Source organism: Aquamicrobium defluvii, assembly GCF_004363725.1.
Classification (GTDB): Bacteria; Pseudomonadota; Alphaproteobacteria; order Rhizobiales; family Rhizobiaceae; genus Mesorhizobium; species Mesorhizobium defluvii.
Genome location: NZ_SNZF01000001.1, coordinates 22,906 through 39,562, shown reverse-complemented (window position 1 = coordinate 39,562; position 16,657 = coordinate 22,906). Strand labels below are relative to the sequence as shown.

Genomic DNA, 16,657 nt, shown 5'->3' with positions numbered 1-16,657 from the left:
CGGCTGTACGACGCGCCCTCGCCTTCGGCAAGCCTCCTGCCTGCTGCGGAACTATTGCGGCTTGCCCTTCTCCCACTCGACCTGCTGTCCGAAAAGCGGGATGGTCGCAATGGCCATCTTGGCCGATCCGTCCTGAATCTGCTGCGAATGCGCCAGATAGATCATCGTATCGTTGGCCTTGTCGTAGATCCGCTTCACCACCTGCTTCTTCCAGATCAGGCTGATCGACTGCCGGAACACCTCTTCCCCGCTCTTGCCGAGATCGATGTCGCCGATCCTGATCGGCCCCGTCTGCTGGCAGGAGATGGCGGCGTTGGACGGGTCCTCGAACCAGTTGCCTTTCTGGAGACGGTCGATGACGCCACGGTCGAAATAGGCTAGATGGCAGGTCACGCCCTGCACCTTGGGATCGCTCACCGCCTCGATCTTGATGTCGTTGCCGAACCAGTCGACACCGATCTTGCCCACCTGTTCGGCATGAGCGGAAGCGAGGGTTCCGGCGATGGTCGCCGCTGCTGTCAGGCTGGCCAGGGTCTTGCGCACGATGTTCTCCGTCTGCGTCGGGATTTCTCCTGCAAATTGGGGTGAAGGCCGCCCCGTTGCAAGCACGATGATGTGACCGGACAGCCCTTGCGGCAATGGGCCCACTTTGACAGTTTCCGCCGGGCGACTAGAACAGGCCCATCTGTCGGATTGATGCGGCCTGAGGCCGCCTGAAAGCGGACTGCCCTCCCATGCGCAAGATTCTCTTCGGCCTTCTCGTCCTCATCGCTGTCGGCATCGGTTTCCTGATCTTCAACTGGTACAGCCAGCGCCACAGCGGCGAGCCTTTCGGCGCGCCCTTCACGCTTACCGACCAGAGGGGCGAGCCGATTACCGAGCAGGCTTTCCGTGGCCAGCCCGCGGCCGTATTCTTCGGCTTCACGCATTGCCCGGAAGTGTGCCCGACCACGCTGTTTGAGCTCGCCGGTTACCTGAATGCCCTGGGTGACGAGGGCAAGGACATCCGTGCCTACTTCGTTTCCGTCGATCCCGAGCGCGACACGCCCGAGATCATGAACACCTACATCAGCAATTTCTCCGACCGCATCACCGGCATCACCGGCGAGCCGGAAAAGGTCTTCGCCATGGCCAAGTCCTTCGGCATCTACTGGAAGAAGGTGCCGACCGACGATGGCGATTACACCCTCGACCACACCGCATCGGTCCTGCTGCTCAATTCGCAGGGTGACTTTTTCGGCACCATCGCCTATGGCGAGAGCCCCGACGCTGCCAGGGCCAAGCTGAAGCGGCTGGCTGCGGGCGGCTGAAACCAACAGGTTCCCGACTTCATGACCCAGACGCGCCTCCACTTCACCACCTCGAAGGATGAGGCCGAGCGCATCTTTGCCAGCCTCGAAACGGCCTTCGAGGACGATGGCTGGCCGATTGCCGTGCTGGAGGTCGATGAGGATCGCGACATCCACGAGGTTTCGCTTTACGCCGATGGCGATATCGACGCGGCCGAGGCCCGCCTGCGCGACGCGCTTTCCTCCCTTTCCGCCGATCAGGCCATCGGGCGCGAGGAACTGCCCGACATCGATTGGGTCTCCCGTTCGCTGGAAGGGCTGCAGCCCGTGCGCGCCGGCCGCTTTTTCGTCCATGGCTCCCATGACCGGGCCGAGCGCCGCGACGGGGACATCGCCATCGAGATCGAGGCCGGCCTCGCCTTCGGCACCGGCCACCACGGCACCACCGCCGGCTGCCTCGAAATGCTGGAGCAGGTGGTCGCCGCCGAGCAGCCCGACAACGCGCTCGATCTGGGGACAGGAAGCGCGGTTCTTGCCATCGCTCTGGCAAAGCTGTCCCCCATCCCGGTTCTGGCCACCGACATCGATCCGGCCGCCACGGAAGTTGCCGCCGCCAATGTGAAACTCAACGGCGTTGCCGATCATGTCGAGACGGTTACCGCGACGGGTTTCGATCATCCGGTTTTTTCCGGGCGCGGCCCCTTCGCACTTATCGTCGCCAACATTCTGGCTGGCCCGCTCATCGAGATCGCCCCGCAGATGGCCGCCCATGTGCGCCCCGGCGGCTCGCTGGTCCTGTCCGGCATTCTCGACCGCCAGCACGATGCCGTGGTGGAGGCCTATGTCGCGCAGGGCTTTGCCCACATCACCACGCTGCACCGCGAAGGCTGGGTCACCATCCATCTCAAGCCTGCCGCCTGACCGGGTCTGCCCTGCCCGCTGGCGCATTGTCAGCATGACGCGGGAAGGCTAGGTTCCCGGAAGATTCACTTCCGGGAAATCCTGACATGTTCCAGTCGTTCGATTCGTCCAGCGATCCCTCGCTTGCCTCGCCGCGCCTTGCCGCCCTTCGCGCATGGCTGGCAGCCAATGGCATCGATGGCTTCCTCGTGCCCCGCGCCGACGAGCATCAGGGCGAATATGTGCCGGCGCGCGCCGCCCGGCTGAAATGGCTGACCGGCTTTTCCGGTTCGGCCGGCGTGGCGCTGGTGCTGGCCGACAGCGCCGTCATCTTCGTCGACGGCCGTTACACCTTGCAGGTTCGCAAGGAAACCGACCCCGCCATCTTCAGCTATGACAGCCTCGTCGACAATCCGCCGTCGAAATGGATCGGCCAGAACCTGAAATCCGGAACCCGCCTCGGCTTCGACCCGTGGCTGCACACCACCGGCGAGATCGACACGCTGAAGGCGGCGGCAAAAAAGGCCGGCGTCGAGCTGGTGCCGCTGGAGGAAAACCCGGTCGATGCCGTCTGGGAAGACCAGCCGGCAGCGCCTGTCACCCCGGTGGAAATCCAGTCCATCGCCTTTGCCGGTGAACTGGCGAAGGACAAGCTTGTCCGGCTGGCAGCCGCGATCGGGGCCGACGGCGCAACCCATGCCGTTCTCACCGACCCCTCCTCCATCGCCTGGGCCTTCAACATTCGCGGCAACGACGTGCCACATACGCCGCTGGCGCTCGGCTTCGCCATTCTGGCAGCCGACGGCTCGCACCGGCTGTTCATGGACAAGGCGAAATTCTCGCGCGAGGTCGAAGCCTATCTCACCCAGCTTGCAGAGCCGCACCAGCCCGAGGAGTTCGAGCCCGCCATTACGGAGCTTGCGGTCAAGGGCGCGCGCATCGCGCTCGATCCGGTGCTGGCGGCCGAGAAGCTGCGCATGGTGGTCGAGGCCAATGGCGGCACGGTCGTCGCGGCAGCCGATCCGGCCCGCATACCGCGCGCCACCAAGAACGGCGCCGAGCTGGAAGGCAGCCGCGCCGCCCATCGCCGCGACGGCGCGGCGATTGCGCGCATGCTGTGCTGGCTGGACCGTCAGGAGCCGGGTGCAACCGACGAGATCGAGGCCGTCGAGGCGCTGGAAAACTTCCGCCGGCAGGCAGGCGAGGAAACGCAGATGCCGCTGCGCGACGTTTCCTTCGCGACCATTTCCGGCTCCGGCCCGAACGGCGCGGTGATGCACTACCGCGTATCGCGCGCCACCAACCGCAAGCTCGGTGACGGTGAACTGTTCCTGCTCGATTCGGGCGCACAGTATCAGGACGGCACCACCGACATCACCCGCACCATTCCCATCGGTCGCCCCACGGAAGAAATGCGCCGGCGCTATACGCTGGTGCTGAAGGGCCTGATCGGCATTTCGACCCTGCGCTTTCCGGCCGGCACGCGCGGCGCTGATATCGATGCCATCGCCCGTATCGCGCTATGGGCGCACGGACTCGACTACGCCCACGGCACCGGCCATGGCGTCGGCTCCTATCTTGCCGTGCATGAGGGGCCGCAGCGCATCGCCAAAACCGGCATGGAGAAGCTGCTGGAGGGCATGATCCTCTCCAATGAGCCCGGCTATTACAAGGAAGGCGCCTATGGCATCCGCCTTGAAAACCTGATCGTGGTCGAAAAGGCAGCACGGATCGAAGGCGGCGATATCGCCATGCACAGCTTCGAGACGCTGACGCTTGCCCCCTTCGACCGGCGCATGATCGTTTCCGATCTGCTGTCACCCGACGAACTGAACTGGCTTGACGCCTATCATGCCCGCGTGCTGGCCGAAATCGGCCCGATGGTCGACGGTGAAGCGCTGGCGTGGCTCGAACGGGCCTGCGCGCCGCTTGGCGCGTAGGCCGATCAGGCCATGAACTGGCGGGCGATGAGGAGCACCACAGCGCCCGCTATGAACATGCTGAGCAGGCCGCCGCGCAGGGCCACCAGGCCCGCTACGATCAGCGCCAGCCATTCCGCCGGGCCTGCCGTCAGCACGGCAGGCGCCACCAGCGTTGTCAGCACCGCTGCCGGAACGGCGTTGAGCCCGGCCTCGACGCGCGGCGGAATGCGCTCCAGCCGGGAAATCACCAGATGCCCGCCAATGCGCGTCAGATAGGTGGCGAGAGCGCCGGCAAGGATGACCCAGAAGGCGCTGCTCATGCCCGGTTCTCCACGGCCTGTGCCGGAGCGGCGCCGATGCCGCTGCGCGAGGGCGGCAGGATGACGGCCAGCGCAACGCCGGCCAGTGCCCCCAGCAGGACATGCCACGGCGAGCCCACAAACCTGTAGGCAAGAATCGATGCCACCGCACTCACGGCCACAACCGGCAGCCAGAGCGGGCGTTTGCGGAAATCCATCACCAGCCCCAGAAAATAGATCGGCAGCAGGAAGTCCACGCCGATGGCGCTGGTGTCGGGAATAAGCTTGCCGAAGATGGCGCCAATCACCGTCGTCGCCACCCATGTCAGATAGCTGGTAACCGCAGCTCCCATATAGCGGGCGAAAGTGAGCTTGCGTCCGCTCTGGATCTGGCTTTCGGCGAGCGCATATTGTGCGTCGGTCAGCAGGAAGAAGGCAAAAGCTTGCCGCGCAAGCGGCCATCCGGCCAGATAACGGCCGATTGCCGCCGAATAGAGCACATGGCGAAAGTTCACCGCGAAGATCGAAAGAGCGATCATCCACGGCGCGACCTTCTGGCCGAACAGTTCGATACCAACCATCTGGCTGGCGCCGCCGAACACGAACGCGCTCATGAAGACCGCTTCGAGAACCGACAGGCCGTTTTCCACGGCAAGCGTGCCGAACAGCAGCCCGAAAGGGGATACGGCAATGCAGACCGGAAGCCCGAACCGCGCGCCGTGCCAGAATTCGCTCATGGATGATTTGCTCGTGGACGAGCGCGAATCCGCTGCCTGTCCTGCCATGGATCACTCCCGGAAAAGGTTGTATCTATTCAGCCGGCCGGGCTCTGTCACATGAATTCGCTTGAGCCAGCCGTTCAGCGAAAACGGATCGAGGGCAAAAATCCTGGAGCATTTTGCAGTCAGACCGAATCGCCTGACATCGCATGAATGCGGCCGGGAAAGAAGCCAGAGCAGCGGAAGCATCGTTCGCCAGAACGCCCGCTGCCCTATTGCCTGCCCACGCGCGCGAACCACGCGTCCTCGTCGATCACCTCGATGCCGAGTTCCGTCGCCTGCTTGAGTTTCGAGCCGGCACCCGGCCCTGCCACAACAAGATCGGTCTTTTTCGATACGGAACCTGCAACCTTCGCGCCCAGTTTTTCGGCCATGGCCTTGGCCTCGTCACGCGACATCTTCTCCAGCGCGCCGGTGAACACCACAGTCTTGCCGGCAACCGGGGAATCCGTCGTGCCGACCGGCTCCTCGTCAAGCGGCGTCACCTGCGCCAGCAGCGCATCCAGCACCTGCCGGTTGTGATCCTCCCCGAAGAATTCCACCACCGCCCCGGCAACGATGGAGCCGATGCCGTTGATGTTGTTCAGTTCCTGCCAGGCGGCATTGCCGGGATCGCCCTTGCCCTCGGGCATCACCGCCTCTTCGGCCAGCTTGCGGAATGCCTCGAACGACAGGAAATGACGGGCGAAACGCTTGGCGTTTGTCTCGCCGACATGGCGGATGCCCAGCGCGAACAGAAAGCGCGAGAACTCCACCCGGCGGCGGTCATCTATGGCCGCGAACAGCTTCTTCACCGAAACGGCGCCAAAGCCGTCGACATTCTCCAGCTTGGTCAGCGAATCGCGCTGGCGTTCCTTCAGCGTGAAGATGTGGGCGGGCGAGCGCACCTGAAGGGATGGATCGTCCGACTGGAAGAAGAATTCGATCTGCTTTTCGCCCAGTCCCTCGATGTCGAAGGCGTTGCGCGACACGAAATGGCGCAGCCGCTCCACCGCCTGCGCGGGGCAGATCAGCCCGCCCGTGCAGCGGCGCACCGCCTCCCCCTCCTCGCGCACGGCATGGCTGCCGCATGCGGGGCATGTGTGCGGAAATTCGTAACGCACGGCATCCGCCGGGCGCTTCTCCATCACCACGTCGAGGATTTGCGGGATAACGTCGCCGGCGCGCTGGATCACCACCGTATCGCCGACGCGAATGTCGCGCCCTTCGCGGGCCGTGCCGATGCCCCTGATATAGTCTTCATTGTGCAGCGTGGCGTTGGTGACGACCACGCCGCCAACCGTCACCGGCTCCAGCCGCGCCACCGGCGTCATCGCCCCGGTTCGTCCGACCTGGATGTCGATGCCGTTCAGCACCGTCATCGCCTTCTCGGCGGCGAATTTGTGCGCCGTCGCCCAGCGCGGGCTGCGCGAGCGGAAGCCCAGCCGCTCCTGAAGGTCGAGCCGGTCGACCTTGTAGACGACGCCATCGATGTCATAGGGGATTTCCGCGCGTCCGGCCTCGATGCGATGGTAATGCGCCAGCATCGCCTCAACCGTGTCGCAGCGCGCCATCAGTTCGTTGACCCGGAATCCCCAGTCGCCGAAGCGCTTCACCACCTCATATTGCGTTTCGCCAAGCGGTGCGGACGCATCCCCCCACGCATAGGCGAAGAAACGCAGCGGGCGCTGGCGGGTCACTTCCGGATCGAGCTGGCGCAGGCTGCCGGCAGCGGAATTGCGCGGATTGGCGAAGACACGGCCGGTCTCGGCCATGCGCTGGTTCAGTTCGAAGAAGTCGTCGCGGCGCATGTAGACCTCGCCGCGCACCTCGACCACGTCCGGCGCATCCGCCGGCAGCGTCTCGGGTATCTCGGCGATGGTGCGGATATTGGCCGTCACGTTCTCGCCGGTGGTGCCGTCGCCGCGCGTCGCCGCCGTCACCAGCCGCCGGTTCTCGTAACGCAGCGACATGGACAGCCCGTCGATCTTCGGCTCTGCGGTGAACACCAGTTCGCGGTCCGCCGGCAGGGCAAGGAAGCGGCGCACGCTCGTGACGAAATCGCGCACGTCCTCATCCGAAAATGTGTTGTCGAGCGACAGCATCGGCACGGCATGGACCACCTTGCCGAACACGCCCGAAGGCGTCGTGCCGACCTTCAGCGACGGCGAATCCTCCCGCACCAGCTCAGGAAAGCGCGCCTCGATCTCGGCATTGCGGATCCGCAACGCATCGTAATCGGCATCCGAGACGGTCGGCGCGTCTTCGGAATAGTAGCGCCTGTCATGATCCGCGATTTCCTTCGCCAGCCGCTCCAGCTCGGCGGCAGCCTCGCTTTCGGTAAGCAGATCGACGGGTTTATCGGACATGGCGGAATCTCTCATGGGCGGCAGGTTGTTGACCTGCGCGAAGCAGAAGTATGTAGCGCGCGCAAAGCCGAACGGAAACAGGTGCCTGCGCCTCTCTCCTGAATCATCTTGTCAGTTGTGGACAGGCAGGCCGGGCTGAGAGCACTGGACCGAAAACTGGAATCCGGTTTCCGGCTGCTCCAATGCTCTATCGATAATTCAGATCGCCGCAGCGATGTTCTCACGCAGGAGCCGCTCGGCCGCCGCCCTCGCCTCGTCGGTTATCGTCGCGCCGGCCAGCATGCGGGCGATCTCTTCCTGCCTTGCATCGATGTCCATGGCGACGATGCCGGTGGCGACACGGTCCGCACCACCCGACTTGGAGATCAGGAAATGGGTGGAGGCACGCGCCGCCACCTGCGGCGCGTGGGTGACGGAAAGCACCTGCACGCCGCCCTTCGCCAGCCGGGCAAGGCGCTGGCCGATGGCATCCGCCACCGCGCCGCCCACGCCCGTATCGATCTCGTCGAAAACCAGCGTCGGGGCCGAACCCCGGTCGGCCAGCGCCACCTTCAGCGCAAGCAGGAAACGCGACAGCTCGCCGCCCGAAGCCACCTTCATCATCGGGCCGGGGCGGGTGCCGGGGTTGGTGCGCACCCAGAACTCGATCTGGTCGATGCCCTCCTCCATGCGGCTGTCGGGCTCGCTCGACATCTCAACGATGAATTCCGCCCGCTCCAGCCTGAGTTCGGGCAGTTCGGCCATCACGGCGTTGCGCAGCCCTTTGGCTGCTGCCTTCCGCAGCTCGGAAAGATGCGCGGCGCTCTGGTCATAAAGGTCGCGCGCCTGCCGTGCATGCTGTTCCAGCACCGCCAGCCGCTCCTCGCCGGCATCGAGATCGGCCAGATCGGCCGCCATGGTGTCGCGCAGGCGGGCAAGATCGTCGACCTGCACATTGTGCTTGCGGCCAGCGGCACGCAGCGCGAACAGCCGCTCCTCCGCCTGCTCCAGGCGCTGCGGATCGTATTCCGTGGCGCGCAGGGCAGCCGAGACGCCGGATTGCGCGGCATCGAGAGAAAGCATCGCCTCATCGAGCGACGTCACCACATCGTCGAGCAGGCCCGGAACCTCGGCCGCCTTGCGCTGCAAACGCCTGAGCAGGCTTGCCAGTTGCGGCAAGGGCGAGGACGGGCCGGACAGCACGTCCTGCGCGTCGCTGATCTCGGAGGCAATCTTTTCCGCCCGCATCATGTCCGTGCGCAAGGCTGCCAGCTCACTTTCCTCGCCGGGCTGCGGGTCGAGCTGCACGAGTTCCGCGACGGCGGCCCTCAGATAGTCCGCCTCGCGCGCCGCCGCTTCCACCCGTGCCTTATGGCGGGCGAGCTCCTGCTCGGCGCTGCGCCAGACGCGCCATGCCTCGGCCGTCTCGCGCACGGCGCTGGCATGACCGCCAAACGCATCCAGAACCTCGCGATGGGCGCTGGCATCGACAAGCGCCCGCTCGTCGTGCTGGCCGTGGATTTCCACCAGCGCATGGCCGACGGTGCGCATCAGCGCCACGCTGGCTGGCTGGTCGTTGACGAAAACGCGCGTGCGGCCGTCCGCCGTCTGAATACGGCGCAAAATGATGTCGCCGTCATCGTCTATGGCGTTTTCGGAAAGAATGTCGCGCGCGGGATGATTTCGCGGCACGTCGAACACCGCCGTCACCTGTCCCTGCGCAGCACCATGGCGCACCAGCGAAGCATCGCCGCGCGCGCCCAGAGCAAGGGAAAGCGAATCGAGCAGGATCGACTTGCCCGCCCCGGTCTCGCCGGTCAGCACCGAAAGACCCGGAGCAAAGTCTATGTCCAGCTTCTCGATCAGAACGATGTCGCGGATCGACAGCCTGGAGAGCATGGCAGCCGTCAGCCGGTAATCAGCTTCCCGGCCTTCGATATCCACGAGCCGGCATTCTCACGCGGCGCAAGCCCGCCACTTTGCAGCAGCTTGTAGGAATCCTTGTACCACTGGCTGCTCGGGTAATTCTGGCCGAGCACCGCGGCAGCCGTCTGCGCCTCATCCGTCAGGCCCATCGCATAGTAGGCTTCCACGAGACGCGCCAGCGCCTCCTCGATATGGCGGGTATTGGAATACTGCTCGACCACGGTGCGGAACCGCTTGATCGACGCCAGATACTCGCGCCGCTCGAGATAGTAGCGACCGACCTGCATCTCCTTGCCGGCGAGCTGATCGTTGGCGTAGCGGATCTTGGTGCGCGCATCCTCTGCATATTGCGAATCCGGCCAGCGGTTGACCAGTTCCTGCATGGTCTGCGCGGTCAGGCGTGCTTCCTTCTGGTCCTGCGTCACGTCACGGATCTGACGGAAATAGCTGAGGCCGGCGATGTAAACTGCGTAGTCGGCATCTTCAGAGGTCGGATAGAGGTTCAGGAACCGCTGCGACATCTGGATGGCGTCGTCGTAATTGCCCTGCCGGTAATTGGTGAAGGCGCCCATCACCATCGCCTTGCGGGCATATTCCGAATAAGGGTGCTGGCGATCCACGGCCGCGAACTTCTTCGCCGCCTCGCCGAGACGGCCGGCATTCAGATTGGCGAGCCCCTGATTGTAAAGCACGTCCGCGGGCTCGGTCTGCTCGACATAGGTGGACAGATCGAGATCCTTGTCCGACGAGGACATGCAGCCTGCCAGCACCAATGGCACCACGGCAACGGACAAAGCCATGACAACCCGCCCCATCGGGCCCTTTACTGTTGCCATCGATCGATCAGCCCGTTTGAACAACATGGTTGAGTTTCGCCCTTTCGGCACCGTTTCGTCGGTCAGCGTGCAGCCATAGACCATAACCGGCACGCGCGGCAACGCTATCGTCCGGCAATCGCACATTTTTGTGGCAAACGTGGCGTTTGCACATCCGTCCACCGGAAAATGACGGACGCCGCCTTCCCAAGCGCTCAGATCGCCCAGGGCGCGAAGACCGGGCCGCTGACGGCGCTGATCTCGGCGATGCGGCCGTGGTCGCGGCGCGTCGTTTCCACGATCTCGAAAGCGCTGCGGTCCGACAGCAGGCGGCGAAGCGCTGCCGCATTGAGCCTGTGGCCGCCACGATAGGAACGGAAACAGCCGATGAAACGCGCGCCCGCCAGAGCCAGATCGCCCATGGCGTCGAGCGTCTTGTGGCGCACGAATTCATCGGGATAACGCAGGCCGCCCATATTGATGACACGGTTGTCGTAGCCGATGACGACGGAATTCTCCAAGGAGGAACCCAGCGCATAGCCAGCGGCCCAAAGGCGCTCGACATCCTTCAGGAAGCCGAAGGTGCGTGCCCGTGCGACCTCGTTGCGGAACGAATCGCCGGTAAGGTCGATGGCGAACTGCTGACGACCGATGGCACGGCTCTCGAAATCGATCTCGATCTCGAACCGCGTGCCGGAATATGGCCTGAACTCGGCCCAGGAAGCCCCGCTCTCGATGCGCACATCCTTCAGAACCCTGATGAAACGGCGCTTGACCGGCTGGGTGTCGAGCCCGGCCTGGTCGATCGCCTCCACGAACAGGGCAGCGCTGCCGTCGAGGATCGGGATTTCGTTGCCCTCTATCTCGATGACGAGATTGTCTAGGCCGACGCCCAGAATCGCCGCCATCAGATGTTCGACGGTCGAGACATGAACTCCGGCAGGATCGCCAAGCAGGGTGGAAAGATCGGTCGCCCCGACTTCGGAGACGAGCGCGCGGATTTCCCTGCCCGGTTCCGAACCGCCGATGAAATGGAAAACGATGCCCGTGTCCACATCGGAAGGCGCGAACGTCACCGAAACGGGCTTTCCGCTGTGCACGCCGGTTCCGGCCAGTGTCACGCGCGATTTTATCGTCGTCTGATAATCGTTCAAAACGATCCCCGTATGCCCGCTCGTTCGCCGCTTCCCGTGCCGGCCGACCCGGCTGTCCAGCTACGGCAAGAAGGCATCTCCCCCAACCTGCAGGCCGCTTCGATATGCTGCCGGCGAAGATAGTAACGCGTCGGACTTCCTCCAAATCACGCTTTTTTACCTCATGTAACCCCGGCCGTCACCCGAACAGGTGCTTTTTAGTCCTTGTTTTCCAGAGACTTCAGCAGAAAGGGGCGACCGGTTTGCCGGTCGCCCCTTCGCAATTGTGACGCCTGTGCGGCGATCAGTTTGCCTGTCGGCGCAGGAAAGCCGGAATCTCGAGCTGATCGTCGTCGTGAGCGGCATGCGGCCTGGCGACCAGGCGGCCCTGATCGTCGAGCTGGCCACGGCGCGGTGCATAAAGCTGCGAGTCCTGCGAAGGCGCGCGGCGCACTTCCGGCTGGGCCTGGCGCAGCTTCGGCTCGCGCGGCTGGGCAGGCTGGAGACGCGCCGGCTCTTCCTCGCGGCGGGTCAGGCCGTTGGTGAGGCGCTTGAGCAGCCCCATCGGGCCGCGTTCCTCATGGCTGACCGGGTTGCTCTTGGCCTCGACCTCGGCACGCACGACCGGCGGGAAATCCTCCACGCGCGGCATGCGCTGCGGCGCTGCCGGCTGATGCATCTCGCGCGGCTGCGGAGCGGGATGGACCGGCTGCGGTGCGGGCTGCATCTGAAGCGCCGTCTGCTGCGTCACCACGGGCTGCTGGAACTGCTGCACGGGCTGGTGCGGCTGAGCCTGCTGGAAGAGCTTGCTCTGGGGGCGAAAGTCATCCGATGCCTGCACCGGGCGCTGCGCCATGGCGGCGGCGTTCTGCTCGGCCATCTGGAAGGCTTCGGCGACCGGATCGGCAGCGCGCGACTCATGAACCGGAGCAGGCTGCGGTGCGGGCTGGACAACCGGACGGGCCTCGGCCGCCGGGCGGACAACCGGCTTGGCCTGCGGAGGGCGGATGGCGATCGGGGTCGCCGCGATTTCTTCGGCCGACTTGTCGATGCCGGTGGCAACCACTGACACCCGGATGACGCCTTCCAGTTCCTCGTCGAAGGTGGCGCCGAGAATGATGTTGGCGTCCTGGTCGACTTCCTCGCGGATGCGGGTCGCCGCCTCGTCCACCTCGAACAGGGTAAGATCGCGGCCGCCTGTGATCGAGATCAGCAGGCCCTTGGCGCCGCGCATCGAGGTCTCGTCGAGCAGCGGGTTGGCAATGGCGGCCTCGGCAGCGGCCATGGCGCGGCCCTCGCCGGAAGCTTCGCCGGTGCCCATCATGGCCTTGCCCATCTCGCGCATCACCGAACGCACGTCGGCGAAATCGAGGTTGATCAGGCCCTCCTTGACCATCAGGTCGGTGATGCAGGCAACGCCCGAATAGAGCACCTGATCGGCCATGGCGAAGGCATCGGCAAAGGTGGTCTTGTCGTTGGCAAGGCGGAACAGGTTCTGGTTCGGGATGACGATGAGCGTGTCGACCGACTTTTGCAGCTCCTCAATGCCGAGGTCGGCCGTCTTCATGCGGCGCTGGCCCTCGAAATGGAACGGCTTGGTGACGACGCCGACCGTCAGGATGCCCTTTTCACGGGCCGCGCGTGCGACGACCGGAGCGGCGCCCGTGCCGGTGCCGCCGCCCATGCCGGCGGTGACGAAGCACATATGCGTATTGGACAGGTGATCGTTGATCTCGTCGATGCATTCTTCAGCGGCGGCGCGGCCCACTTCCGGCTGCGAACCGGCGCCCAGCCCCTCGGTGACATGCGCGCCAAGCTGGATGAGCCGCTCGGCCTTCGACATGGTCAGCGCCTGGGCGTCGGTGTTCGCCACAACGAACTCGACGCCGCGCAGACCGGCGGTGATCATGTTGTTGACTGCGTTGCCGCCGCCCCCGCCGACACCGAAAACGGTGATGCGCGGCTTCAGCTCGGTGATGTCCGGCTTCTGAAGATTGATTGCCATTGTCCTCGTCCTTTGCCTTTCCCGCCGCTTCGCCATAGCGGCCGCCTGGGGGCTGTCCCCGTTAACTCTAGAAACTGTCTCTCAACCACTGACTTACGCGATACAGTCGCCCGTCCGTCCCGGTCATCCTGAACACGGCCCCGCCCCTGGCAGGACGGCTCTCGAAATTCGCCACCTGCGGATAGATGAGGAGCCCGACCACCGTCGAGAATGCCGGCCCCTTGGCCGCTTCGGGCAGCCCCGCAACGCCCAGCGGGCGTCCGGTGCGCACGTTGCGCCCAAGAATGCGGCGAGCAGCTTCCGGGAGACCGGCAAGCTGGCTGGCGCCGCCTGTCAGCACGATTCGCTTGCCGATCGCGCTGGCATAACCTGATTTGCTGATACGGTCGCGCAGCATTTCCAGCGTCTCCTCGACGCGGGCGCGGATGATGCGGGTCATGACCGAACGCGGAATCTGCATCGGCGCGCCATGGTCGTCGCCGATGGGATGAATGGTGACGAGGTCGCGGTCGTCGGCGCTGCCGGGCAGAGCCGAACCATGCATGACCTTCAGCCGCTCCGCCGCCTCGATGGTGGTGGAAAGCCCCTTGGCAAGGTCCAGCGTCACATGGTTGCCGCCGACGGGAATCGCGTCGCCATGCACGAAATTGCCTTCGGAGAAGATGGAGATGGTGGTCGTGCCGCCACCCATGTCGATGCAGGCAGCCCCCATTTCCAGCTCGTCGTCCACCAGTGCGGCGAGACCGCTGGCGTAAGGGGTCGCCACCATGCGCTCGACCGAAAGATGCGAGCGGTTGATGGCCAGCTCGATGTTGCGCAGCGGTGCCGCATCGCCGGTCAGAACGTGCATGTCGACGCCCAGCGTGTCGCCCACCATGCCGCGCGGGTCGCGAACGCCGCGCTCGGCGTCGAGCGAGAAGCCCACGGGCAGCGAGTGGATCACCTCGCGCTCGGATTTCAGCGCCTGACGCGCACCGGCCGCCAGCACACGCCTGATGTCGCTCTCATCCACCTCGTGGCCGCCGAGATTGACGGTGGCGGAGAAGGTTTCGCTCTTCAGCCGGCCGGCGGTCATGTTGACGATCAGCGAGTCGACGGTCAGCCCCGCCATGCGCTCGGCCGAGTCCACAGCCAGCCGTATGGCATGCTCGGCGCGTTCCAGATCCACCACCACGCCGGACTTCATGCCCTGCGATTTCTGGTGGCCGATGCCGATCACCTGGATACGATGGGTGCGCCCGCGCAGCAGGTTGCCGTCCTCGCAGGGCTGGAGCTTCGCCACCACGCAGCAGACCTTGCTCGACCCCACGTCGAGCACGGTGAGAACGCCCGAACGCCGGGCCGAGGCATCGCCACTCTTGCGCAACCAGTTCATATGCGGCTCCCCGACTTGCGCGCAGCGCCCTTGAGCGCCGCCAGACGTGCCGCTGAGGCATCGGGCGAAAGCGCCACCGCAACCCGATCGGGAATCCTCAGATCGACCGCCACGATGTCACGTCCGAGCAGGCCTTGCTCGCGGTCGAGCTGCGCCAGCCTTTCCAGCGCGGCACCGACGCCATGCTCCGGCAGCTTGACGGTGACGCCATTGTCCAGATGCAGATTCCAGCGACGCTCGCCGACACGCACATAGCCCTTCACGCGACCGGCAAGCTCCGGCACGTCCGCAATGCGCGCGATGAGCTTCGGCGCATGTTCGGGAGCGCCAGTACCGACGATCAGCGGCAACGAAGCCAGCCTACCGCCAGAGAACGGCGCAATGACCCGGCCGTTCTCTTCGATGACATTGAGCGCCTGCCCCTGCTGCCAGATGGCAAACGGCTCGCGCTCATCGACGCGCACTTCCAGCGTGTTGGGGTAGACCTTGCGAACCGTGGCATGCTGAACCCAGGGCAACGACGCGATCCTGTCGCGCGCATCGACGACATCGAGCCCGACCAGCGCGGTCCACCCGTTCAGTTCCAGCCGGTCGAGGATGTCGATCTCGGACGTATACTGATTGCCGACGACCCTGATCTGGTCGACGGCGAAGCCGGTCCGGGCCGTGACGCCCTGCACGAAATCCTCGAGCTGGCCGCCGAGATAGGCGCCATAGGTCGCGCTCGACGACAGCAGCGCAACGGATAGAATGGTGGCAGCAAAGCGGGGCGCCGCATAGGCACCCTCCCCCAGCCTCGAAAACACACGCAGCGGACGGCGCAGCCAGCGCGGCATGACAGGACGCACGGCAGGCACCAGGCCAGCCAGCCCACCATGACCCATACGTCCCGACCTCAACGAAGACACGAAGCGTCCTCCACCATCCAGCTCAAAAGATCGCCGAAGGAATGCCCTGCATGCGCGGCGATCTCGGGCACCAGGGACGTCGGCGTCATGCCCGGCTGGGTATTGACTTCCAGCCAGACGATCTCGCCATTTTCGGAATGACGATCGTCGTAACGGAAGTCAGACCGGGACACGCCCCGGCAGCCGATCGCTTGATGAGCCTTGAGCGCCAGTGTCTGTATTTTTTGGTAAATATTCGGTGAAAGTTTCGCAGGCGTTTCGTGTTTTGATCCGCCCGCGACATATTTCGAATCGTAATCGTAGAAGGAATGGCCGGTCGGAATGATCTCGCACACCCCGAGCGCGACATCGCCCATCACCGCGCAGGTAAGCTCGCGCCCGGCCACATAGCGCTCGACCATGACGCTCTCGCCATAACTCCAGTCGGGCGAGGAGACGATCTGCGGCGGATGCGACTGATCTTCCCCGACAATGACCACGCCGAAGCTGGACCCCTCGGCGACAGGCTTCACCACATAGGGCGGCGCCATCGGATGCGCATTGCCAATCCCGAACCGGTTGACGACCTTCGATTCCGCCACCGGGACGCCGGCTGCGCGCGCAACCTTCTTGGCCTGCTCCTTGTTCATGGCGAGAGCCGAGGCCAGCACGCCCGAATGCGTATAGGGAATTTCCAGATATTCGAGAACGCCCTGAATGACGCCATCCTCACCGAACGGTCCATGCAGCGCATTGAAGGCGACATCCGGCTTCAACCCGGAAAGAACGGCACTCACATTGCGATCGACATCGACACGGGTGACCCTGTAGCCCTCGGCTTCGAGCGCATCAGCACAGGCATTGCCGGAAGAGAGGGAAACAGGGCGCTCGCTTGAGACCCCCCCCATCAATACGGCAACGTGCTTGCTGGTCATATCCCGTCATCCCCTCGGCGGGCACTCGATCCTTGTTTCCTGAGTCAGAATCCGAGTCTGTGGTT

General features: G+C 64.6%; 14 protein-coding genes. 3 read left to right on the top strand and 11 right to left on the bottom strand.

The annotated features are described in order from the left end of the window. Positions 1–51: 51 nt before the first annotated feature. Positions 52–546 carry a CreA family protein gene (locus DES43_RS00185; protein ID WP_035024163.1) on the bottom strand — a complete coding sequence of 165 codons (495 nt, stop codon included), beginning with the start codon at positions 544–546 and terminating at the stop codon, positions 52–54. 188 nt (positions 547–734) lie between these two features. Here DES43_RS00185 and DES43_RS00180 point away from each other — a divergent pair, with 188 nt between their 5' ends. From DES43_RS00180 to DES43_RS00170, 3 genes are all read left to right on the top strand, one after another. Next, positions 735–1,310 carry an SCO family protein gene (locus tag DES43_RS00180; protein ID WP_035024005.1) on the top strand — a complete coding sequence of 192 codons (576 nt, stop codon included), beginning with the start codon at positions 735–737 and terminating at the stop codon, positions 1,308–1,310. Positions 1,311–1,331: 21 nt separating this feature from the next. Further along, entirely contained in the window at positions 1,332–2,210 is an 879-nt protein-coding gene (locus DES43_RS00175) for a 50S ribosomal protein L11 methyltransferase (RefSeq protein ID WP_035024007.1), read from the top strand. An 86-nt stretch (positions 2,211–2,296) separates the two neighbouring features. Further along, on the top strand, positions 2,297–4,129 hold the full coding sequence (locus tag DES43_RS00170; RefSeq protein WP_035024009.1) for an aminopeptidase P family protein: 1,833 nt from the start codon (positions 2,297–2,299) through the stop codon (positions 4,127–4,129). A gap of 5 nt (positions 4,130–4,134) precedes the next feature. Here the strand turns inward: DES43_RS00170 and DES43_RS00165 are convergent, their stop codons facing one another. The 10 genes from DES43_RS00165 to DES43_RS00120 form a co-directional block, all read right to left on the bottom strand. Continuing rightward, a complete protein-coding gene (locus DES43_RS00165) occupies positions 4,135–4,431 on the bottom strand; it encodes an AzlD family protein (protein ID WP_035024010.1) in 297 nt (98 codons plus the stop codon). Further along, positions 4,428–5,195 carry an AzlC family ABC transporter permease gene (locus DES43_RS00160; protein ID WP_051520405.1) on the bottom strand — a complete coding sequence of 256 codons (768 nt, stop codon included), beginning with the start codon at positions 5,193–5,195 and terminating at the stop codon, positions 4,428–4,430. The genes DES43_RS00165 and DES43_RS00160 overlap by 4 nt, the downstream gene beginning before the upstream one ends. A 206-nt stretch (positions 5,196–5,401) precedes the next feature. Then, positions 5,402–7,537, bottom strand: coding sequence for an NAD-dependent DNA ligase LigA (gene ligA, locus DES43_RS00155; RefSeq protein ID WP_035024014.1), 2,136 nt, complete (start codon positions 7,535–7,537; stop codon positions 5,402–5,404). Between the two features lie 198 nt (positions 7,538–7,735). Next, on the bottom strand, positions 7,736–9,415 hold the full coding sequence (gene recN / locus DES43_RS00150) for a DNA repair protein RecN (RefSeq protein ID WP_035024164.1): 1,680 nt from the start codon (positions 9,413–9,415) through the stop codon (positions 7,736–7,738). Positions 9,416–9,423: 8 nt separating this feature from the next. Beyond that, positions 9,424–10,305: an outer membrane protein assembly factor BamD gene (locus tag DES43_RS00145; protein ID WP_035024166.1), complete on the bottom strand. Its 882-nt coding sequence runs from the start codon at positions 10,303–10,305 to the stop codon at positions 9,424–9,426. A 167-nt stretch (positions 10,306–10,472) separates the two neighbouring features. Further along, on the bottom strand, positions 10,473–11,411 hold the full coding sequence (gene lpxC, locus DES43_RS00140) for a UDP-3-O-acyl-N-acetylglucosamine deacetylase (RefSeq protein WP_035024016.1): 939 nt from the start codon (positions 11,409–11,411) through the stop codon (positions 10,473–10,475). A 283-nt stretch (positions 11,412–11,694) separates the two neighbouring features. Beyond that, entirely contained in the window at positions 11,695–13,395 is a 1,701-nt protein-coding gene (ftsZ, locus tag DES43_RS00135; protein ID WP_035024018.1) for a cell division protein FtsZ, read from the bottom strand. A gap of 67 nt (positions 13,396–13,462) precedes the next feature. Beyond that, positions 13,463–14,770 (bottom strand): cell division protein FtsA, encoded by a 1,308-nt coding sequence (gene ftsA / locus DES43_RS00130; RefSeq protein WP_035024020.1) that lies wholly within the window; start codon positions 14,768–14,770, stop codon positions 13,463–13,465. After that, positions 14,767–15,678, bottom strand: a complete 912-nt coding sequence (locus DES43_RS00125; RefSeq protein ID WP_035024022.1) for a cell division protein FtsQ/DivIB — start codon at positions 15,676–15,678, stop codon at positions 14,767–14,769. The genes ftsA and DES43_RS00125 overlap by 4 nt, the downstream gene beginning before the upstream one ends. After that, a complete protein-coding gene (locus DES43_RS00120; protein WP_035024024.1) occupies positions 15,666–16,592 on the bottom strand; it encodes a D-alanine--D-alanine ligase in 927 nt (308 codons plus the stop codon). Before DES43_RS00120 ends, DES43_RS00125 begins: the two co-directional genes overlap by 13 nt. Positions 16,593–16,657: the final 65 nt, after the last annotated feature.